Source organism: Bradyrhizobium sp. AUGA SZCCT0169, from assembly GCF_018130085.1.
Taxonomy (GTDB): domain Bacteria; phylum Pseudomonadota; class Alphaproteobacteria; order Rhizobiales; family Xanthobacteraceae; genus Bradyrhizobium.
Genome location: NZ_JAFCMC010000014.1, coordinates 74987 through 95492 on the forward strand (window position 1 = coordinate 74987; position 20506 = coordinate 95492).

Sequence of the window (20506 nt, forward strand, 5' to 3'; positions counted from 1 at the left end):
CTATGGATGAAATCGAAATCGCTGCGTCGGATACCGTGACTGATGCGGAACTCGATGAGGTCAATGGCGGCTTTATCTTCATATTGGTGGGTGCGGCGGCGTTCAGCACCGGCTTTTTCGCCGGCTACGGGGCGGTCAGGTTTGCACAGGACATGTCGAAATAACGCAGTCCGTCTGAAAGAAACGAACGGAGGCCCCGTCCCACTTGCGGGGCTTTCTGCCTCCGGGCCACAACGTAACAGAGGCTCGTCCCTGCGATGTACAGCCTCCTTAGGCTGTATGTCGAAGAGAACTTCCATGATGCTTGAAGAATAGGTCAAGCTTTACAGGTTCGCCGCTATCTCGCCAGAACAGTTTTCGATTGAGGCTGGCCGCCACCGCGAGGCGGTGGTGGCCGCCGATCAGAACATGGTCATCCGTTGCTTTGGCGATGATTTCTCCGTCTTCGTCCACGATGATTTTCATCTGCCGCCTCCAATCCAAGGCCACCGATCAGCGCCGCCGCGATTGTGCGCATGCTATCTAACCTCGTAAGGGCTCCGGGCGTTCCATCCCACGAAGATCACTCTTTCCGGATAACAGGCGCCACAGGTCCCCGCACAAAGCCGCGCCCCCAGGAGCCTGCTTCGGATTACGGACGAGCGCCATCGTTCGACGGTCCCGCGCCTACAGGTCGTCACAGTTCTTCTTGTTTAGCCCTGAGTGAGTGCTGCATAATCTGTTGAAACATTTGGGCCGGATCGTTCTGGCCACCCGCTCCTGCTTTGATTTGGGTGAAGGCGCGCAAGGGGAGCGGGAGCCAGCCGCCAGCCACCGCATCGAGCGCTTCGGCGGATAGCTCGCGCGCGCTCTTCGCATTTGATTGCATTTCCAGTCATCACATTTCCCCTTTGATTTAGCCGGCGCGATCATCCAACGCTGGTGCGGCCACGTTTAGCGTCAACCCTCTCGTCGCGAAGTGACGGCGACCACACCGCCGGCCGTCGCGCGCATCGACAAGGCGCGACACGACGCGGGTAGGCTTCGCGAGTGCATCAGCGTCACGGCGCGGACAGCCGAGCGGACGGCACCACGTCATCGAAGTGCGCCGAATGGGCACGTTGGTTCGCTGAATGGCTGTGACGGGGAGTCACAGCACATCCGAAATTTGAAAAACACGCTTGCAACTGAAAGATGTTTCGTTTATTAGCCCGCTCCTTCGCTAGGCCATGGGTTCGGGCTCACTGAGATCCCGACTGGCGCGAGCCGGTGTCCGGTTTCGTGTTCCGCCGAATGAAGACGCGAGGTGTAGCTCATGGAGAGCATCGGGGTGATACCCGAAGGCAATCGGTTCGATTCCGGTCTCTTGCACAACCGAAGGATAGCTCAGTGGTAGAGCAGATGACTGCTAATCATCGTGACGCGGGTTCGAATCCCGTTCCAACGCTCCGGTTCAGTCTAAAAAACTGAATTTCCCATTGAAGGGGACCGGACGCGCGCTTCAGTCGCGGTCCGGCCGCATTGCCGCAAGGCTCTTCGTCCGAACCTAGACACTGTACGAACGGCTCTGCGCCGCGGTGGGTACCGCTTGCGCTGACGCCGGGAATACCGTTCGAACGCCCGACCTTCGTCGGGCGATTGCGCGCGTGCGCCCGTCGTCATGCAAGCTCAAACCACGGCCCGCCGGGCTTTCAGGAAGCGCCGTTCGCGTCCTCCGTTCCTTCTCGACGAAACCAGCTTTCCGACCTCTGGCCGGAAAGCCCATGATGGAGGCGTGCCATGAACTGGCATTTCCTGATGACGCATGTGACGGTGAAGGATGGTGAGCGCGCGTTGCTGACGCGGAACGGCAGGCTCGAGCGCGTGCTTGGTCCCGGCCGGCATCGGCTGTTCGATCCGCGCAACGAACTGACGGCAGAAGTATTCAAGGTGGTTCGCGCCGAATTTCCGGCGGAGCGTTACCTGGTGCTGAAGGCTGCGCGGCCTGATCTGGCGGCCGAGCTGTTCGAGCTTGTCGAGACCAAGGCAGACGAAGTTGCCATCGTCAACCTCGACGGCCGTCCGATGCAGCTGATGACGCCCTGGCAGGCGCGCGTCTACTGGAAGGTCGCGACATCGGTCGATGTCGAACGCATCGACCTGACCGGCGATGTCAGGGTGACGGCGCGTCATCTGGCGATGATTGATCGTAACCGTTCGGTGGTCGTGACGGAGGCCGTGGTCGAGAACCACGAAGCCGGTCTGCTCTATGTCGAGGGCCGGCTGGTGGAGCGGCTTGCGCCCGGCCGGCACGCGTTCTGGATCGTCGGCCGCAAGGTCGAGGTCAAGCGTCTCGATCTGCGGCCCCAGGCGGTCGAGATCACCGCGCAGGAAATGCTGACCAGGGACCGCATCGCGCTGCGGGTGACCTTGACGGCGTTTCGCCGGATCGTCGATCCCGAGCGGGTCGTCGCCGTGGTGCCTGACGTGGATGCGTGGCTGTACCGGCTGGTGCAGTTCGCGATCCGCGAAGCGGTTGCAGGCCGCACGCTCGACGAGGTGCTGTCGGCAAAGGCAGCGCTCGATGCGGAGCTTCGCGACTATGTCCGCGAGCGTATCGCGGACAGCGGTGTCGAGGTGACCGAGCTCGGCGTCAAGGACGTGATCCTGCCCGGCGAGATCCGTGAGCTGGTGAACAAGGTGGTGGAGGCGGAGCGGGTGGCGAAGGCCAATTTGATCCGCCGGCAGGAAGAGACCGCGGCGACGCGGTCGCTTCTGAACACCGCCAAGCTGATGGAAGAGAACCCGCTGCTGCTGCGGCTCAAGGAACTGGAGTCCCTCGAGCGGCTGGTGGAGAAGGTCGGCCGCATCGACCTCCACGCGGGTGACGGGCAGGGCTTTGATGCCCTGCTCACCAAGCTGGTTCGCCTGAAGCCCGCGGAAAGCGCGTAAGCAAAGAAGGGTCGCCTACGGGCGGCCCTTCGCCTGCGGGGCGGGCGGGGTAGGCCGTCAGTTGTGCGCTATTCGTAAACTCGTCAGGCCGCCGAGCGTGGCACGATTTTCTTGTAGCTGTGAGTCTTCTCGGCCTTGGAAAGATCGTATGCCGCTTGCAGGTTCAGCCAAAAGCGGGGGTCAGTACGAAAATAACGCCCGAGCCTGATCGCAGTGTCAGCCGTCACGTCGCGCGTGCCGCGCATGATCTCTGTCAGGCGGTTGGCCGGAACATCCAACTCCTTCGCCAAGGCTCGTGCAGAGAGACCCAGTGGCACCAGATATTCTTCTTTCAACACTTCGCCTGGATGGGTTCGTAACCGCGCCATCGCCGTCTCCTTAATGATAGTCCACGATCTCCACCGCCTCCGGATCGTCTGATGTCCAGCGGAAGCAGACACGCCACTGCCGGTTGATACGGATGGAATGCTGACTGCGGCGGTCGCCTTTCAGTGCTTCGAGCCGATTGCCAGGCGGCGAGAGCAAATCATCCAAGCGGGTCGCTGCGTCCACCATATCGAGCTTGCGCAACGCGACAGCCTCGATGCTCCGCCAGCGCGCCGGACAGGCGCCATCACGAAACAATTGTTCGTGTGCCCTGTCAGCAAAGCTGCGGATCATGGATAATAGTATCCGATACGTATCGCATAACGGTCAAGAGGCATTCAGCGCGGGGCGTCCTCGGCCCCCACAAACAAAAACCCCGGCATCGCTGCCGGGGTTTTGCATTCTTTTGACGTTCGCCTGGATGGCTGGATTAGAAGTCCATGCCGCCCATGCCGCCGCCCGGGGGCATGCCGCCTGCGCCGCCGCCGGCGTTCTTCTTCGGCAGTTCGGCGATCATGGCTTCGGTGGTGATCAGGAGAGCCGCAACCGACGCTGCGTTCTGGATCGCCGCACGAACCACCTTGGTCGGGTCGATGATGCCCTTGGAGACCAAGTTGCCGTATTCGCCGGTCTGCGAGTCGAAGCCGTAGTTGTACTGGTCCTTCTCGAGGATCTTGCCGACGATGACGGAGCCGTCTTCGCCTGCGTTGATCGCGATCTGGCGGGCCGGCGCGGACAGCGCCTTGCGCACGATCTCAACGCCGGTCTTCTGGTCGTCGTTCGCGGTCTTGATGCGCTTGAGCTGCTCGGAGGCGCGCAGCAGGGCGACGCCGCCGCCCGGCACGATGCCTTCTTCAACCGCCGCACGGGTCGCATGCATCGCGTCATCCACGCGATCCTTGCGTTCCTTGACTTCGACTTCGGTCGCGCCGCCGACGCGGATCACCGCGACGCCGCCTGCGAGCTTGGCCAGACGCTCCTGCAGCTTCTCACGGTCGTAGTCCGAGGTGGTTTCCTCGATCTGCGCCTTGATCTGCTGCACGCGCGCTTCGATGTCGGCCTTCTTGCCGGCGCCGTTGACGATGGTGGTGTTTTCCTTGTCGATCATCACCTTCTTGGCGCGACCGAGCATCTGCAGCGTGACGTTCTCGAGCTTGATGCCGAGATCTTCCGAGATCGCCTGACCACCGGTCAGCACCGCGATGTCCTGCAGCATGGCCTTGCGGCGATCGCCGAAGCCCGGAGCCTTGACGGCCGCGACCTTGAGGCCGCCACGCAGACGGTTGACGACGAGGGTGGCGAGAGCTTCGCCTTCGACGTCTTCCGCGACGATGACCAGCGGCTTGCCGGTCTGCACCACGGCTTCGAGCAGCGGCAGCAGCTCGTTCAGCGAGGAGAGCTTCTTCTCGTTGATCAGGATGTAGGCGTCGTCCATTTCAACGCGCATCTTGTCGGCGTTGGTGACGAAGTAGGGCGAGATGTAGCCGCGGTCGAACTGCATGCCTTCGACGACGTCGAGTTCGGTTTCGAGCGACTTGGCTTCTTCAACCGTGATGACGCCCTCGTTGCCGACCTTCTTCATGGCGTCGGCGAGGAACTTGCCGATTTCGGCGTCGCCGTTGGCGGAGATGGTGCCGACCTGGGCGATTTCCTCGTTCGAGGTGACCTTCTTGGAGTTCTTGACGAGGTCGGCGACCACGGCTTCCACCGCCAGGTCGATACCGCGCTTCAGATCCATCGGGTTCATGCCGGCGGCAACCGACTTGGCGCCTTCACGGACGATCGCAGCCGCGAGCACGGTTGCGGTGGTGGTGCCGTCGCCGGCAGCATCTGCGGACTTGGAGGCGACTTCGCGCACCATCTGCGCGCCCATGTTCTCGAACTTGTCGTCGAGCTCGATTTCCTTGGCGACGGTGACGCCGTCCTTGGTGATGCGGGGAGCGCCGAACGACTTGTCGAGCACGACGTTGCGGCCCTTGGGGCCGAGCGTGACCTTCACGGCATTGGCGAGAATGTCGACGCCGCGCAGCATGCGGTCGCGGGCATCAACGCCGAATTTGACTTCTTTAGCTGACATATTTGATTTCCCTGAGTTGAACTTGGTGTCTCACCTCTTCGAGGGGCGCCGCGCAGGCGCTCCTCAGCGGTGAGCGTGTGCGGACTTTGGCTTAGGCGGCCTTCTTCTTGGTCGCGGGAACGTCGGTGAGGACGCCCATGATGTCGCTTTCCTTCATGATCAGCAGCTCCTGGCCGTCGATCTTGACCTCGGTGCCGGACCACTTGCCGAACAGAACGCGGTCGCCGACCTTGAGGTCGATCGGGATCAGCTTGCCAGCTTCGTCACGGCCGCCCGGGCCCACGGCGACGATTTCGCCCTGCGAGGGCTTTTCCTTGGCACTGTCCGGAATGATGATGCCGCCAGCAGTCTTCTCTTCGGCGTCGATGCGCTTGACCACGACGCGGTCGTGAAGCGGACGGAATTTCATGCAGTCCTCCTAAACTTTTGCAAATGTTGTCGATTTTGGCGTCTTGGCAGTCCGGGCAGGCGAGTGCCAGCCCGGCTGCGGGTGATTTAGGCCAGTCTTGTTCGGGGGACAAGGGCTTCTAGCAGAAAAATTGGCACTCAAATATGACGGCTGCCAATTTCATTCATCATGATTAATCACGGTAAACGCCCGCCGACCCCGTATTAGCACGTGCGGTAAGCTGCTGCTAACGCATGAATTTTCAACAGTTCATTAAACATTTAGGCTTGTGATGGGTTGGTATCGTGCGTCACATTTCTCTCATGTGAGCGCATCTCCGCCGGGGTGGCTCGGTGTGGCCACCACGTGAAATGCGCTTCCGACAATGGAGGTTGGCATGGTCTCGCGGGTTGGGGTTGTTTCCGACGATTTCCGGAAGCAGGTGCTGGGTTATGGGCTGACGACGGCGGAAATTCTCTATCGGCTGCCGGATCATCCCTCGCTGCTGCAGACCTACGTCTGGCAGAATTACGATCTGTTTCCGAAATTTCCGGCGCTGAAAGATTTTCTGGCCTTCTGGCAGGAAAAGCTCGACGGCCCGCTGTATTCGGTCACGGTCGCGCATTCCAAGCTGATCAAGCCGGCCGAGCTTCGCGCCGTGGACGGCGTGTTCAGGCTGCATTGAGCGGAAAGGATTGTAGTATGTAGGGTGGGTTAGGCGAAGCCGTAACCCACCATCATCAGTCGCTGCATCAACGGTGGGTTACGCCTTCGGCTAACCCACCCTACGAAACCGATTTTGTGCTAGCCTCTCCCCACCAAACGATCAGGGGAGGCAAGAAAAATGGCCAAGCAAAAAGCGACATCGAAAGCCGCAGCCAAAACCGCGGTGAAGAAGAAATGGACGGGCCTCGGCACGGCAGCCAAATCCACAGCCCGCAAGACCATCGCATCAAAAGGCCGCGTCGCCACGGCCAAATCGAAGGCGGCAGCCAAGCCAGCGGCCAAGGCCGTAGCAAAGCCGAAGGCTCGGCCGAAACAGCGCATCGCCATCAGTCATCACCGCGATGAGGATTTCAAGGCCGACGGCCTGCGTACCTATGCACAGTACCGCGATCTCGGCATTGCCGCGGCGACCCATGGCCTGGCGCAGGCGCATGTGATCCGGCTGATCGGACCCTGCAACCCCGAGGAAGTTTCAAAACTGCATTATCACGACGTCGAATTCCAGATGGTCTATGTGCTCAAGGGTTGGGTGAAGACCTACATGGAAGGCCAGGGCGAGACCTTGATGAAAGAGGGCGGCTGCTGGACCCAACCGCCGCGCATCAGGCATCTGATCCTGAATTATTCCGACGACGTCGAATTGCTGGAAGTGATTTTGCCGGCGGAGTTCAAGACGGTGGAATTGGGGACGTAAGACGCCGTCATTCCGGGGCGACGCGTAGCGTCGAACTATGGTGCGCAATTGCGCACCTGAGAATCTCGAGATTCCGGGCTCGTGCTTTGCACGCCCCGGAATGACGAAGGGGCCTCACGCCCGTTTCGTTTCCGGCATCACGAACGCGATCAGGCAAAGCCCTAAGCATCCGATCGCGGACAGGCCGAGGAAGGCCGTGCTGTGTCCGAAATGGTCGCTGACATAGCCGGCCAGGACATTGCTGCAGGAAGCCCCGATGCCGACCGCCGTCCCCACCACGCCCTGGGCGAGGTTGAAATGGCCGCTGCCGAAGGCGATGTCGGCGACGGTCAACGGGATGAGAACGCCGAACACTGCGGCGGTAACGCCGTCAAAGAATTGCACGGCGACCAGCAGATAGGGATCGGTGACGGTTGCGAACAGAACGCCGCGGATGGCGAGCGCGGTGAAGCCGATCAGCAGCAGTGGCCGGCGGCCCCATTGCTGCGCCTTGCGGCCCACCGAAGGTGAGGTCAGCGCCACGATTGCCTGCGGCAGGATGATGCACGCCGCGATCAGCACCGGCGCCCACTGGGTCGAACGCGTCGTCACGATGCCGGCCATCAAGGGCAGCATCGCCGCGTTGGCGAGCTGCAGCAACATCACGGCGCCGGCAAAGATCAGCAGCGGGCGCTGGCGCAGCAGATGCAGCACGCTGGTGGCTTCGGGGTCCGGCTTGGCGCGGACGATCGCGCCATGGGCCTGTTCCGGATCGATTTCGCGATCTTTGATCCGGGATAGCGCTATGATGGTGAAGATCACCAGAACGAAGGTGGCGAGAAACACCGAGCGGCTGGAGATGAAATAGCCGCAGGCCCCCATCAGCGCCGCGGCAACGCCGTTGCCGATTGACGCGAACCGCGCATTGCGCCCGAGCCGTTCGCCGATCGCGGCCGGTCCGACCAATCCAAGGCTGATCGCGGCGATCGCCGGGCCGAGCACGCAACTCGCCAAGGCGTGCAATGTCGCCGCTGCCGCGATGACGGGAAAGATCGGCCATGCCGCATAGGCCAGCGCCGCGACTCCGATCGCCGCGACCGCGAAACCGGCGACCAGCCGTTCTCTCCGGGCAGCGTCGATGATGGCGCCGCCCGGCATCTGGCCGATCAGCCCGACGATACCGCCGATCGACAGCACCAGCCCGATCTCGACCTGGGTCCATTTCTGCGTCGTGAGGTACACCGCGACGAACGGACCAAAGCCGGTCTGGACGTCGGCGAGAAAGAAGATGAACCAGTCGAGGCCGCGCTGGCTTTGCGCCGAAGGGTGCGGCTCGGGCGATGCCGGCGGCGGCGGTGACGTGTCGCCGCGTTCATCGATGGACGGCGCGCCCCGCGTCTCACCGGCAAAATCCTTGCCAAGATCTTTGGCAGAATCTTTGGGATATGGGTTCGGGCGCGCGGACAGTGGCATTCTCCTCCGCGGTCAGTGGTCGAATTGCAGGGGTTGCAGACTACCGGTGGCGCCGAGCACCACGATCGGCGTATCTTCCTTGTATTCGGGTGCGGCCTTGACCTGTTCCAACGTCAATTCGAGCGTCATGCTTTCCTTCTTGTTGGTAACTTGTCCGAAGTGGAGTGCGTTCCAGTCGACGACGATCTTTCGACTGCCGACGCCGAGAAAGCCGCCGAAATCGATCACCGCGGCGCGCACGGTTCCGGAGCGATCGACGATCACGTCGACGATGCGCCCCATGTTCTCGCCCGCCGTGCTGCGGACATCGCGTCCGAGAATCCCGCGTGCGTCCGCCGCCCGGATGACCGTGACGGAGGGCGGGGGCGCCGGCTCTTTCGGCGCATCCGGCGAGGCCTTTGCCGCCGGACTTGGTGCGGCGAGAGCCGGCGGACCCTTGTCTGGTTCCTGCGCGACCGCCAGTGCGCCGAGGGATATCGCGCTCCACACCAGAACGGCTGCCGTGATTTTTTGCCCTGAACGCATGCGGTCTCCTGAACCTCTTCACGGTTGCGCAGAGGTGACGAACCGGCCGCAGCTGGTTCGTCACCATTTCCCCAAGTACGGTCGCGGTCAGCGCGACAACACGATCGAGACCTGAACCCGGCCGCGCGTCCGCATCATTTCGAGCGATACGTCGTCGCCGTGACGACGCAGGCGAAGGTCCACGCTGGAATCGCCAAGCCGCAAGTCACGCAGCACGACCTCGTTCAGGAATTCCGGCAGACGGGGATTCCGCAGGCGGATTTCGCCGGCCCGCGCATCGAATTCCAGGCCCAGCGAAGCTTCCAGCAGCGTGAACGGCGTCGCGCTCGCCCATGCCTGCGGCGAGCACGCCACGGGATAGAGCGTCGGGCCAAACCGCCGCGCGCGATGGAAGCCGCAGAACAATTCCGGCAATCGCCGCAGGTCCATGTAACTCGCCGCGCCGAACAATCCCTTGAACAGGTGTTCGACGGAATGTTTCAGGCCGTAGCGCGCAAGGCCCAGCGCGATCAGCGCGTTGTCGTGCGGCCAGATCGAACCGTTGTGGTAGGACATCGGATTGTAGCGCGACTCGCCCAATGCCACGGTACGAATGCCCCAGCCGGTGAAGAAGCGCGGCCGCATCAGGTCGGCGGCGACCATGCGCGCGCGGTCCTCGCCAATGATGCCCGTGAACAAGAGCTGGCCGGCATTGGATGTCCGCACCTTGCACGGCCGCTTGGCGCCGTCGAGCGCGAGCGCGTAGGTGCCCATATCAGGGCACCAGAACGCCTCCTCAAAGCGTGCGGCAAGCTCCGTTGCCTCCTCATCGAGCCTGCGCGCCTTCTCCGCAAAGCCAAGCTGGCGCGCGCAACGTGCCGCCAGCCGTTTGCCGGCGAAGACGTAACCCTGAACCTCGCACAGGGCGATGTGGCCTTCGGCCAACTGGCCATCGGCATGAAAGATCGCGTCGAAGGAATCTTTCCAGCCCTGATTGGCGAGGCCCTGGTCGGATGCGCGCTGATATTCGACAAAGCCGTCACGATCAGGGTCGCCGGGACCGTCGATCCAGGCCAGCGCGGCCTCGATCGCGGGCCACAGTTCGCGCAGCGTGTCCTCGTCGCCGGTGCGCTCGAAATAGAATCCCGCCAGCAACACGAACAGCGGCGTGGAATCGACGCTGCCGTAATATTGCGCGAACGGCACTTCGCGCAGCGCCGCCATTTCGCCGCCGCGCATTTCATGCAGGATCTTGCCGGGTTCGGCATCGTTCAGGGCATCGACGGTCGTGGCCTGATAGGCAGCCAGCCGTTTGAGCACGCCGCAGGCCACACGCGGGTCAATCCACAGCATCTGCAGCGCGGATATCAGGCCGTCGCGGCCGAACGTGGTTGAATACCAGGGAATGCCGGCATAGGGATAGCGGCCATGCGCGGTGTCGGTCATCAGCATATTGAGATCGGCCATCGACTGGCACAGCACCTCATTGAAGATGCTGTTCGAGGTTTCGACGCTGGCGGCGCCCGCGGTCGAACGGCGCATTTCGCGGCGATGTGCGAGCAGGCCATGCATGAACGGCGCCGGCCGATGCTCCGCGGCATAGTTGCAGGTCACCGCAACGAACACCGAGGTAAGCTGCTGCGGCTCGAGCGCGAAATGATAGCTGCCGCTGTTCACCGCCAGCAGGGTCGGGCGCGGGTCGAAATGCAGATTGGTCGTTCGCGCCTCGCCGTCGAGGCCGCGATACTCGAACCTGACATCGGCGGGGCTGAGCAATTCGCTGGTGCCGGTGCCGCGGCGCGGGCGCCTGGCGCCGCGCACCTCGAACAGATCGGCGAAATCATTGTCGAACAGGAAGGTCAGATCGATGTGTGCGGCCCGGTCGCCATGGTTCTGGACGGCGATCCGCTGATAGGCGGTGCCGCGCCACAGGAAGATGGTGCGCACGATGTGGATCAGATCCTTCTGCAGGACGATCCGGTCGCCGTCATAGATGTCGGGATTGGTGAGGTCGATCGTCAGCGCGGAATTATCGTCGCGCAGGTTGGAGCCGAGCAGCAATGGCTGGGTCTGGTTCAGCAGGAGCTCGAGCCGCGCCAGATAGCGGGTATCGGCATTGAACAATCCATCGGGTCCACCGGCCGAAGCACCGATGTCGCCGTGGCTGTCGAGGACGATGAACGTATCGTCATGCTTGAGGGTGCGGCGCGGCCGTGCGGCCTGGCCGGTCATGGGAATGTAGAACGGCGATTCCGTGATCTGCTCGGCGAGAGGAGTATCCGCCCGCTGGACGTTGGCTTTGGTGGCCATGCGTAACCTCTGTCCTGTAACTCTAGAGCCTTTTCCGTTCCGATTAAACGGAACGGGCTCTAGATTCCTGATTTGACGCGTTTCATTGACGCCAACCGGTATCCAATTCGCTGGAAAGCACTCTGGCGGATACCGCTCCGCACGCCGCGACGCCGATCTGACTGTGCTCTACATTCGTTTCTGCGATTTCAGGCTGCGTGGATCGCGAGACGGTTCATTTCCTGCGTCACGAGCTGCCGGTACGGACCGGTTTCGCGCATCAGGCGGTCCGGCGGACCATCCTCGATGATCTTGCCTTCCCTGAGAACCACGACGCGATCGAAGTTCCGCAGCGTGGCGAGCCGGTGGGCGATCGCGATCACGGTGCGGCCGCGCATCAGGCGGCCGAGCGCCTCGCGGATCGCTTCTTCGGACTCGCCGTCAAGCGCGGCCGTCGCCTCGTCGAGCAGCAGGATCGGCGCGTCCTTCAGAAACGCGCGCGCGATCGCGATGCGTTGCCGCTGGCCGCCGGAGAGCTTGACGCCGCGATCGCCGACCATGGTGGCAAGGCCGTCGGGCAGATTTTCGACGAAGTCACACCGCGCCGCGATCGCCGCGCGCAGGACCTCGTCGTCGCTCGCTGTGGGACGGCCATAGCGGATGTTCTCCAGGATCGTGCGGTGGAACATCGAGATGTCCTGCGGCACGACCGAAATGGCTTCGCGGAGGCTTTGCTGGGTGACGCGCGAAATATCCTGGCCGTCGACGGTGATACTGCCATCGTCGACGTCATAGAAGCGCTGCAACAGCACAAACAGGCTGGATTTGCCGCCGCCGGATTGGCCGACCAGGCCGACGCGCTGCCCGGGTTTGAGGTTCAGGTTGAATTTGTCGAACACCTGGACGCCGCCAGGATATCCGAACGAGATGTTCCTGAAGGTGATGGCGGCACCGCTCTTGATCAGCGGTTCGGCCTCGGGATGGTCGCGCAGTTCATGCGGCTGCAGCAGCGTTGCGATCGCCTCCGAGAGCCGGGCGGTGTGCTGGGTGACATCCACAAGTGCGACCGCCAGATCGCGGGTCGCGTGCAGGATGGAAAGACCGAGCGTGCAGACCAGCACCACGTCGCCGGTGGTGGCCTTGCCGCTCTGCCACAGCGTGACCGCCCAGTACAACAGGGCCACCGTCAGTGCCAGCGTGATCACGGCATGCGTGAGCCGAAGCTTTTCCAGATAACGCAGGCTGCGGCCCCGCGCGGTCAATTCGCGGTCGACGGTGTTGTCGAAGCGGTTGTGCTCATGGTCGAGCCCGCAGAACGCCCGCACCAGTGGCATGTTGTTGATGACGTCGACCATTTCGCCGTCAACGGCGGCGGCCTTGTCGGCGTAGTCGTCATGTAGCGGCTTGCCCGCGGCCGCGATCCGGAACATGGCGATGAGGACCACGCTTGCGATCACGATCATGCCGGCGGCCATCGGCAGGCTGACGGTTCCGATCAGCGCGATTGCCACAATTGTGGCGATGCAGGGCGGCAACACGTTCCATACGAACATGTTCTCCACCGTGAATACGGCATTGGAGGTGGCCGTGATCCGGCTTGTCAGCATGCCCGGGAGCCGGTCGATGAAATAGCTCGGGGCGTGTCCGGTCAAATGGCGGAACATGTCGCGGCGCAGATCGCCGGTGACGCCGACAAACGTGAAGCTCGCTGTCCAACTCGCGATGCGCCACAGCAGGACGTCGGAACCAATCAGCGCTATGAGAAAAACGAATGCCAGCCATACACCGCCGCTATCCGCAGGTCCGGCGGCGAGGGCGTCGACCAGATACTTCACGCCGTATTGTGTGCCGACCGAGCAGGCAACGGCTGCCACCACCGTGAACAGTATCACCAGATGCGACGCGGGCCGCCGGCGCAGATAGCGCATTACAAAGGGGAATGGTCGGTTCGCGTATCCCGATAGATTGTCCATGTGTCTGCTAAACCTGTTGGAGATTAACGGGAAATCCTGGCGGAACCCCGACCCTGTCGACGGGCGTCATTCGATTGGCGCGGCAACGCCTCAACTGCACAACAATTTCGCAGCAAAGGTCGTTCAAGAAGTCTGATCACGTGTGATGGCATCAGCAAGACGACAGTGTGTGAGAAGTGAGCGCACCAATGTGGGAACTTCGCATCTGCGTAAACGTTCCCGCTCTGGCGATGCCGCGCCACGAGGGTTGAGGGCTTTCAAGGTAAAATCACGATCAGGAGGTTGTTAGGATGCGCATCGCGCAGGTTGCTCCGTTGACGGAGGCTGTTCCGCCCAGACTGTATGGCGGCACCGAACGCGTCGTCTATTGGCTGACCGAGGAACTGGTCGCTCTGGGCCACGAGGTCACGCTATTCGCCAGCGGCGATTCCCGAACCTCCGGCAAACTGGATGCGACGTGGCCGAAGGCGCTGAGGCTGGACGGGTCGGTGCGGGATCCGAACGCACTTCACATGCTGATGCTCGAGCGCGTACGGCAAAAATGTGACGATGAAGAATTCGACTTTCTTCATTTCCATCTCGACTACTATCCGTTCTCGCTGTTCGCCCGGCAGCCGACGCCGTTCGTGACCACGCTTCATGGCCGGCTGGATCTTCCCGAGCATCAGCCGGTGTTCGCGACATTCTCGAAGATTCCGCTTGTTTCGATCTCAAATGCGCAGCGGCGGCCGGTGCCGAAAGCAAACTTCATCAACACCATCTACCACGGCCTGCCGGAGAAGTTGCTGACGCCCCAGGCGGTGAAGCCGAGCTATCTGGCCGTCCTCGGCCGTATCGCGCCGGAGAAGGGCGTGGACCGGGCGATCAGGATCGCGATACGCTGCGGCATCCCGCTCAAGATTGCGGCGAAGGTCGATCGCGCCGACCAGGAATATTACGATGCGATCATCAAGCCGATGATGGATCATCCGCTGGTCGAGTTTATCGGCGAAATCGGGGACCACGAGAAAGCGGAGTTCCTGAGCGGGGCGATCGGGTTGCTGCTGCCGATCGACTGGCCGGAGCCGTTCGGCCTCGTCATGATCGAGGCCATGGCCTGCGGCACGCCCGTGATCGCCTACAACCGTGGATCGGTTCCTGAAATCATCGACGACGGAAAGACCGGCTTCATCGTCGAGGATGAAATCAGCGCGGTCGCCGATGTCGGGCGGCTGGGGGAACTGGATCGCCAGGCCATTCGCACGCATTTCGAGACGCGCTTTACGGCTCGCCGTATGGCGCTCGACTATGTCAACACCTATCAGGGCATGATCGAGGCGGTGAAGCCGCGGATGAAACTGGTCAGCAGCGCCGAATAACGTTGCCGGAGCAGGGCGCTCGATTCTTAAACCCGTCGATGGCGTGCGTCATCGACGGGACGCGCTCGCGCGTCAGGACGCGGTGTTCGATTGACCGTTCGACACCGGGTCGTCGCCGACGGCGTGCAGCACGAATGGTCTGGCGACACGCCCAGGTTCGGCGACAGGAATGGACGATCTGCGACTTGCGCGCTTTGGCCGTGGTGCGGTCTGATTTTCGGTGGAGCGAAACAACGCGTAGTCGCGGCTGAATAGCCAGCGCGATGTTTGAAAGACGCCGTGGGTGATGAACAGAGCGGCGAGCACGTCGATCGAATAGTGGTAGTGGCCGAGCAGCACGACCGCGCCGAAGAACGCGGTCAGCGCGAGAAAGAATACCCGCCATTGCAAGATGTGCCAGAACGCCAGCGCCGCCAGGAACGGCATTCCGGTGTGACCGGAAAAGAAGAGATCGCTGCCGTAAAAAATGGAGTTGAAGAACGGCGCCGGCTGCTGCGGATCGATCGGGGACGGCGCCATGTGGGTGAGCGCCACGAATACGGCGCGGACCACAGGAACAGCGCCGTGGCCTTCAGCGCGAACGGCAACCGGTTCGGCCGCCAGGCCAGCAGTCCCGCCGTGATGACGAAGGCCGTGAACGTACCGTAGATGAACAGAAAGCGGACGTTGTAGGGCCCGACGCGGCTCAGCACAAAATCCGTGACGTGGTTGCTGGCATGGACCGTAGCATAGGTGACAGCGGCGAAGATCGCGATGCTGCTGGCAGAGAGGAAAGCGGCGCCCTCGCACAGCGAGCGGACATACGCGCGCGTGCCAAACAGCGTGCGGTAAAGCCGAATGGTGTGTTCCATGGCGCCTGCTCCTCCGTTCGCGAAATCTGCTACGGCTGGCATCACGCGGCCGCCAATTGCGGCGGCTCATCGGCGGTCTGATCGTAGGATTGGATAGCAGGCGGCTCTAAAACAAAGGCCGTCTGCCGCTGTTTGCCTACGCTGTTATCGGTAGCCGAATGCGACAAACCCCGGCGGAAGCGGCTGCGGATTGAGAGCGACCCGCTCGAGCGCGGAGGTAAACCGGTGCTGCAGTCCGCTGACGATGATGATGCCGCCCGCAACACGGTCGAGTTCAGCTGATGTCAATGCTTCGTCTTTGGCAGGAACTGAATGGGTCATGGTTGTTTCCCTTGGTGAGGCGGGCACGGCGCCGTCGCCGAGCGGACATTACCTCGCTCGCCCTGATTGGTGTGTGAGCCAAATCACTCAGGGCTGGCTCGGCCGCTAGCTGATCGTTCCCACGATCGCGCCCATCAGGCAGGTGGCCAGCGTGCCCGAGACGATCGACTTCAGCCCGAGCGCGTTGATCTCCTCGCGGCGCCCGGGTGCCATGGTGCCGAGGCCGCCGATCATGATGCCGAGGCTCGCGAAGTTGGCAAAGCCGCACATCGCATACAGCATGATCAGCCGCGAGCGCGGATCGAGCGCGTCGGGACCGAGCTTCGATAGATCGACATAGGCGATCAACTCGTTGAGCACCGTCTTGGTGCCCATAAGGCTTCCCGCCGTGATCGCCTGCGACCACGGCAGGCCCAACAGCCAGCATACCGGCGCCATGAGATAGCCGAGCAGCCGCTGCAGCGAAATCTTCGCGCCGCCGATCTCGGGCAACAGGCCGAGGATGGCGTTGGCGAGATAGACCAATGCCACCAGCACCAGCAGCATGGCGACGATGTTGAGCAGCAGCTCCAGTCCGGACGTGGTGCCCTTGACGATCGCATCCATGGTGCTCTTCACTTCCATGTCGGTGTCAGCAGCGGCCAGCATTCCGCCAGTCCGCTTGTCAGACGTCTCCGGCACCATGATCAGGCTGATCAGAATCGCCGCGGGTGCGCCGAGCACCGAGGCAATGACGAAATGCGCCGCCGCATCCGGGATCAATGGCGCGAGAAACGTGGCGTACAGCACCAGCACGGTACCGGCGATCCCGGCCATGCCGCCGGTCATCACCATGAACAATTCGCTGCGGGTGAGTTGCGAAAGGTATGGGCGGATGAACAGGGGCGCCTCGACCATGCCGAGGAAGATGTTGGCGGCGGCGGACAGACCGACCGCGCCGCCGACGCCGAGCGTGCGTTCCAGAAGCCAGGCCATGCCGCGCACGATCGGCGGCAGCACCCGCCAGTAGAACAGCAGCGTGGTCAGCACGCTCATGACCAGGATGATCGGCAGCGCCTGAAACGCCAGGATGAAATCGGCGCCCGGCGCCTTGAGGTCGAAGGGAAGCGTGCCGCCGCCGAGATAGCCGAACACGAAGGAGGTGCCGGCGCGGGACGCTGCCGCGATGGTATTGACCGCGTCATTGATGGCGCCGAACGCGTTTGCGACCAGCGGCAGCTTGAGCAGCACCAGCGCGGTAAGCACGGTAACCGCAAGCCCGACCGCCATCTGCCGCCATGACACCGCGCGGCGGTTCTCGCCGAGCGCCCACGCGATTCCCAGCAACGCCAGCACGCCGAAAGCCGATTGCAGTTGCAGCATGATCTCGAAGTCCCCCGGTCGATTATGGCAGCGGGGGACTTGCAAGCGCAATGCCGGCCAGCCCTTCGCCGCCTGGTATTGACAGCCCGCGGGCATTGACAGCCCGTGGGCATTGACAGGGGGATCAGGGTCGTTCACGGCGTAACCAACAACAATGCGAGCGGACGCACGCTTCGAAAAGCAGGATACCGGCCTCAAATGTCTTCCCTGATGCCTGTCGGCGCCGGCGATCTGCTCAGGCATCCCTCCTTCCTGTCGTTTCTGCTGTCGCGCAGCCTGTCGCGTTTCGCCAGCCAGATCGGGGCCGTTGCCATCGGCTGGCAGGTCTATGACATGACCGGCAGCGCCTTCGATCTCGGCATGATCGGGCTGGTTCAATTCCTCCCCACGGCGTTGTTTCTGTTCGTGGCCGGCCATGCCGCCGACCGCTACGAACGCAAACGGGTGGTGCAACTCTGCCAGATCGCCGAGGGGCTGACGGCGCTGTTTTTGGCCTGGGGCGCCTATGCGGGCTTTCTTAGCGTCACGCAGATATTCATTGCATCCTTCGTGCTCGGTATAGCCGGCGCCTTCGAAAGCCCGGCATTGGCCGCGCTGCTGCCGCTGATCGCGCCGAAAGGCGCGCTGCAGCGTGCCACCGCGGTCTCGAGCGGCGCGGCGCAAATCGCCACCATCGCCGGTCCTGCACTCGGCGGCTTGGCCTATGCCATCGCCCCCAGCGCAGCCTATGGGGTCATGACTGCGTTTTTCCTATTCGGGGCAGCAATCATGGGGGCGATCCGGCTGACGCAGCCGGCTGTGGTACGGGATGCCGCGACACCGGATGATATCTTTGCCGGCGTCAAATTCGTCCGCAACAACCCGGCGATTCTCGGAACGATTTCGCTTGATCTGTTCGCGGTGCTGCTCGGCGGCGCCACCGCGCTGCTGCCGATCTATGCCCGTGACATCCTGCAGACCGGCCCGCTCGGCCTCGGCATCCTGCGCGCCGCGCCCGCGATCGGCGCGCTGCTGATGACGGTGTTCCTCGCCCACCACACCATCAACCACCGCGTCGGAATACGGATGTTTCAGGCCGTGATCGTGTTCGGCGTGGCGACGGTGGTGTTTGCGCTGTCGCACTGGATGTGGCTGTCGGTGCTGGCGCTGGTGGTGCTGGGCGCCGCCGACGTCGTCAGCGTGGTGATCCGCTTCTCGCTGGTGCAGCTCGCAACGCCCGACGACATGCGCGGCCGGGTCGGCGCGGTCAATTTCCTGTTCATCAACGCGTCAAACCAGCTCGGTCAGTTCGAAAGCGGCGTTACCGCCGCCTTGTTCGGCGCGATGCCGGCCGCCGTGCTCGGCGGCGTCGGCACGATTGCGATCGCGCTATTGTGGATGAAGCTGTTTCCGACGCTGCGGGATGTGGAGAAGCTGGAGTAGGGCGACGACCCTCACCACGTCGTCCCGGCCTTGAGCCGGGACCCATACGCCGTGCATTCTCGATGAGAACGCAAATGGTAGAGGCCTCGTAACCCAATCACCGCCGCGGAGTATGGGTCCCCCGATGCGCAATTGCGCATCTGAGCTCAAGGCCGGGACGACATCGGTGGATTTGGCTACCCCCGCCCCACGAACGGCATCTTGGTCGCCATCACCGTCATGAACAGCACGTTGGCATCGAGCGGCAGGCCGGCCATGTAAGCCACCGCGTCGCCGACCGCTTTTGCGTCCATGCGTGGCTCGTGTTTCATCGTGCCGTCGGGCTGCATCACGCCGGGCCCGGCGACCATGCGGTCGGTCATCGGGGTTGCCGCGTTGCCGATGTCGACCTGGCCGACCGCGATGTCGTACATGCGGCCGTCGAGGTTGGTGGCCTTGGTCAGGCCCGTGATGGCGTGCTTGGTCGAGGTGTAGGCCGACGAGAACGGCCGTGGCGCATGCGCCGAGATCGAGCCGTTGTTGATGATGCGGCCGCCGCGCGGGTTCTGGTCCTTCATGATGCGGAAGGCATGCTGGGTGCACAGGAACGGGCCAGTGAGGTTGGTGTTCACCACTGCCTGCCACTGTTCGAGGCTGAGGTCCTCGAAGTTCACCGGCGGCGCGCCCATGCCGGCGTTGTTGAAGAGCACGTCGAGCCGGCCGTAGGTTTCCTTGACCTTGTCGAACAGGGCGGCGATCGAGGCTGGGCTCGTCATGTCGGCGGAAACGCACAGGCTCTTGCCGACATTGTCGCCGAGCTTCTTGGTCTCTTCCAGCATCTCCATGCGGCGCCCGGCGAGCACCACGGTGAAGCCGGCATTCATCAGCGCCAGCGATGCTGCGCGTCCGACGCCGGTGCCCGCACCGGTGACGACTGCGATCTTGTTTGCTGCTTCGGCCATTGTTCCTCGCCTTTACTTCTTTGTTTCTGTTTCTGATTTGTAGGGTGGTCTTGGAATATTCTGGTGCGCCGCGCGCAGCGCCGCCGACCAGCGTGAACGCAGATCGTGGAAATAGGGCTCGCCGGCCTCGATGCGGTGATTGAGGTCGGCCTCGCAGGCATCCGCGCGCACCACCAATACGTCGATTGGCAGGCCGACGCCGAGATTGGAGCGCATCGTCGAATCCATCGAGATCAGGCTGGTCTTCAGCGCCTCGTACAGTTCGACATCGTAATGCATGGCGCGGTCGAGCACCGGCTTGCCGTATTTATGCTCGCCGATCTGCAGGTACGGCGTGTCGGTCGTGCATTCGATGAAATTGCCGGCGGTGTAGACCATGAACAGCCGCATCCGCGAGCCCTTGATCTGGCCGCCGAACAGGAACGAGACGTCGAAACTGACGTCTTCGGAGCGCAGCGCGTCGCCCTCGGTGGCGTGGACGCTGCGAATGGCGCGGCCGATGCGCTGGGCGGCCTGGAACATGGTCGGCGCGTTCATCAGCGTTTCGACCTCGCCGTTGTGCGGGTCTTCGATGCCCTCGGTCAGGGTTGACAGCACCGACTGGCTGATCGCCAAATTGCCGGCGCTGGCGATCGCCATGATGCGCTCGCCCGGCTTTGAGAAAATGTGCAGCTTGCGAAAGGTCGAGACGTTGTCGAGGCCGGCATTGGTGCGGGTATCCGCGATCATGACCAGACCGTCCCGTACCAGCACTCCGCAACAATAGGTCATTCCACGTCCCCGAAACCGTCCGAACTACCGGCGGGGCACTAGTAGCCAATTTTTCGGGGGCATCCAACCCCAATGGCATGCGCTGGATGGGTAAAAAGACG

22 protein-coding genes and 2 tRNA genes are annotated in these 20506 nt (G+C 62.7%); 8 read left to right on the forward strand and 16 right to left on the reverse strand.

The genetic code is table 11. From position 1 onward, the window contains the following. Positions 1 to 2: 2 nt before the first annotated feature. Positions 3 to 164 carry a hypothetical protein gene (locus tag JQ609_RS17905; protein WP_192734082.1) on the forward strand — a complete coding sequence of 54 codons (162 nt, stop codon included), beginning with the start codon at positions 3 to 5 and terminating at the stop codon, positions 162 to 164. 106 nt (positions 165 to 270) lie between these two features. On the opposite strand, the gene JQ609_RS17910 is transcribed toward JQ609_RS17905, so the two are convergent. After that, entirely contained in the window at positions 271 to 465 is a 195-nt protein-coding gene (locus JQ609_RS17910; RefSeq protein ID WP_212204707.1) for a hypothetical protein, read from the reverse strand. A 211-nt stretch (positions 466 to 676) separates the two neighbouring features. Beyond that, a complete protein-coding gene (locus tag JQ609_RS17915) occupies positions 677 to 868 on the reverse strand; it encodes a hypothetical protein (RefSeq protein WP_212274376.1) in 192 nt (63 codons plus the stop codon). Positions 869 to 1280: 412 nt separating this feature from the next. Between JQ609_RS17915 and JQ609_RS17920 the strand changes: the two genes are divergently transcribed. The 3 genes from JQ609_RS17920 (at position 1281) to JQ609_RS17930 (ending at position 2910) form a co-directional block, all read left to right on the forward strand. Then, positions 1281 to 1350, forward strand: a tRNA-Ser gene (locus JQ609_RS17920). Between the two features lie 8 nt (positions 1351 to 1358). Further along, a tRNA-Ser gene (locus JQ609_RS17925) sits at positions 1359 to 1422 on the forward strand. A 336-nt stretch (positions 1423 to 1758) separates the two neighbouring features. Beyond that, positions 1759 to 2910, forward strand: a complete 1152-nt coding sequence (locus JQ609_RS17930; RefSeq protein WP_212274377.1) for a slipin family protein — start codon at positions 1759 to 1761, stop codon at positions 2908 to 2910. Between the two features lie 83 nt (positions 2911 to 2993). Here JQ609_RS17930 and JQ609_RS17935 read toward each other — a convergent pair whose 3' ends face one another. The 4 genes from JQ609_RS17935 to JQ609_RS17950 form a co-directional block, all read right to left on the reverse strand. Beyond that, positions 2994 to 3278 (reverse strand): HigA family addiction module antitoxin, encoded by a 285-nt coding sequence (locus JQ609_RS17935; protein ID WP_212204713.1) that lies wholly within the window; start codon positions 3276 to 3278, stop codon positions 2994 to 2996. 10 nt (positions 3279 to 3288) lie between these two features. Further along, positions 3289 to 3570 (reverse strand): type II toxin-antitoxin system RelE/ParE family toxin, encoded by a 282-nt coding sequence (locus JQ609_RS17940; RefSeq protein WP_212274378.1) that lies wholly within the window; start codon positions 3568 to 3570, stop codon positions 3289 to 3291. A 136-nt stretch (positions 3571 to 3706) separates the two neighbouring features. Beyond that, on the reverse strand, positions 3707 to 5353 hold the full coding sequence (gene groL, locus JQ609_RS17945) for a chaperonin GroEL (protein ID WP_212204715.1): 1647 nt from the start codon (positions 5351 to 5353) through the stop codon (positions 3707 to 3709). A gap of 91 nt (positions 5354 to 5444) precedes the next feature. Continuing rightward, positions 5445 to 5762: a co-chaperone GroES gene (locus tag JQ609_RS17950; RefSeq protein ID WP_212204717.1), complete on the reverse strand. Its 318-nt coding sequence runs from the start codon at positions 5760 to 5762 to the stop codon at positions 5445 to 5447. Between the two features lie 376 nt (positions 5763 to 6138). Between JQ609_RS17950 and JQ609_RS17955 the strand changes: the two genes are divergently transcribed. Together JQ609_RS17955 and JQ609_RS17960 are read left to right on the forward strand one after the other, a co-directional pair. Continuing rightward, positions 6139 to 6426 carry an usg protein gene (locus JQ609_RS17955; protein WP_192734078.1) on the forward strand — a complete coding sequence of 96 codons (288 nt, stop codon included), beginning with the start codon at positions 6139 to 6141 and terminating at the stop codon, positions 6424 to 6426. Between the two features lie 159 nt (positions 6427 to 6585). Then, on the forward strand, positions 6586 to 7161 hold the full coding sequence (locus tag JQ609_RS17960; RefSeq protein WP_212274379.1) for a cupin domain-containing protein: 576 nt from the start codon (positions 6586 to 6588) through the stop codon (positions 7159 to 7161). Between the two features lie 114 nt (positions 7162 to 7275). On the opposite strand, the gene JQ609_RS17965 is transcribed toward JQ609_RS17960, so the two are convergent. The 4 genes from JQ609_RS17965 to JQ609_RS17980 all read right to left on the reverse strand — a co-directional run bounded on the left by JQ609_RS17965 (position 7276) and on the right by JQ609_RS17980 (position 13379). After that, the gene (locus JQ609_RS17965; RefSeq protein ID WP_212274380.1) at positions 7276 to 8613 is read right to left on the reverse strand and encodes an MFS transporter; all 1338 of its coding nucleotides are present in this window, start codon (positions 8611 to 8613) and stop codon (positions 7276 to 7278) included. A 12-nt stretch (positions 8614 to 8625) separates the two neighbouring features. Beyond that, positions 8626 to 9138 (reverse strand): PRC-barrel domain-containing protein, encoded by a 513-nt coding sequence (locus tag JQ609_RS17970; protein ID WP_212204723.1) that lies wholly within the window; start codon positions 9136 to 9138, stop codon positions 8626 to 8628. 87 nt (positions 9139 to 9225) lie between these two features. Continuing rightward, a complete protein-coding gene (locus tag JQ609_RS17975) occupies positions 9226 to 11427 on the reverse strand; it encodes an amylo-alpha-1,6-glucosidase (protein WP_212274381.1) in 2202 nt (733 codons plus the stop codon). A 188-nt stretch (positions 11428 to 11615) separates the two neighbouring features. After that, positions 11616 to 13379, reverse strand: a complete 1764-nt coding sequence (locus JQ609_RS17980; protein ID WP_212274382.1) for an ABC transporter ATP-binding protein — start codon at positions 13377 to 13379, stop codon at positions 11616 to 11618. Positions 13380 to 13669: 290 nt separating this feature from the next. Between JQ609_RS17980 and JQ609_RS17985 the strand changes: the two genes are divergently transcribed. After that, complete coding sequence (locus tag JQ609_RS17985; RefSeq protein ID WP_212204728.1) at positions 13670 to 14737, forward strand: glycosyltransferase family 4 protein; 1068 nt, start codon at positions 13670 to 13672, stop codon at positions 14735 to 14737. A 72-nt stretch (positions 14738 to 14809) separates the two neighbouring features. Here JQ609_RS17985 and JQ609_RS17990 read toward each other — a convergent pair whose 3' ends face one another. The 4 genes from JQ609_RS17990 to JQ609_RS18005 form a co-directional block, all read right to left on the reverse strand. After that, positions 14810 to 15163, reverse strand: a complete 354-nt coding sequence (locus JQ609_RS17990) for a phosphatase PAP2-related protein (RefSeq protein ID WP_212274383.1) — start codon at positions 15161 to 15163, stop codon at positions 14810 to 14812. Further along, a complete protein-coding gene (locus tag JQ609_RS17995; protein WP_212274384.1) occupies positions 15097 to 15633 on the reverse strand; it encodes a hypothetical protein in 537 nt (178 codons plus the stop codon). Before JQ609_RS17995 ends, JQ609_RS17990 begins: the two co-directional genes overlap by 67 nt. A gap of 99 nt (positions 15634 to 15732) precedes the next feature. Further along, entirely contained in the window at positions 15733 to 15909 is a 177-nt protein-coding gene (locus JQ609_RS18000) for a hypothetical protein (RefSeq protein WP_212204731.1), read from the reverse strand. 105 nt (positions 15910 to 16014) lie between these two features. Continuing rightward, the gene (locus tag JQ609_RS18005; RefSeq protein ID WP_212274385.1) at positions 16015 to 17271 is read right to left on the reverse strand and encodes a NupC/NupG family nucleoside CNT transporter; all 1257 of its coding nucleotides are present in this window, start codon (positions 17269 to 17271) and stop codon (positions 16015 to 16017) included. Between the two features lie 198 nt (positions 17272 to 17469). On the opposite strand from JQ609_RS18005, the gene JQ609_RS18010 reads away from it, so the two are divergent. Beyond that, positions 17470 to 18693 carry an MFS transporter gene (locus tag JQ609_RS18010; protein ID WP_212274386.1) on the forward strand — a complete coding sequence of 408 codons (1224 nt, stop codon included), beginning with the start codon at positions 17470 to 17472 and terminating at the stop codon, positions 18691 to 18693. A gap of 176 nt (positions 18694 to 18869) precedes the next feature. Here JQ609_RS18010 and JQ609_RS18015 read toward each other — a convergent pair whose 3' ends face one another. Together JQ609_RS18015 and JQ609_RS18020 are read right to left on the reverse strand one after the other, a co-directional pair. Beyond that, the gene (locus JQ609_RS18015; protein WP_211996262.1) at positions 18870 to 19634 is read right to left on the reverse strand and encodes an SDR family oxidoreductase; all 765 of its coding nucleotides are present in this window, start codon (positions 19632 to 19634) and stop codon (positions 18870 to 18872) included. Between the two features lie 12 nt (positions 19635 to 19646). Next, positions 19647 to 20405, reverse strand: coding sequence for a proteasome-type protease (locus tag JQ609_RS18020; RefSeq protein WP_212204737.1), 759 nt, complete (start codon positions 20403 to 20405; stop codon positions 19647 to 19649). Positions 20406 to 20506: the final 101 nt, after the last annotated feature.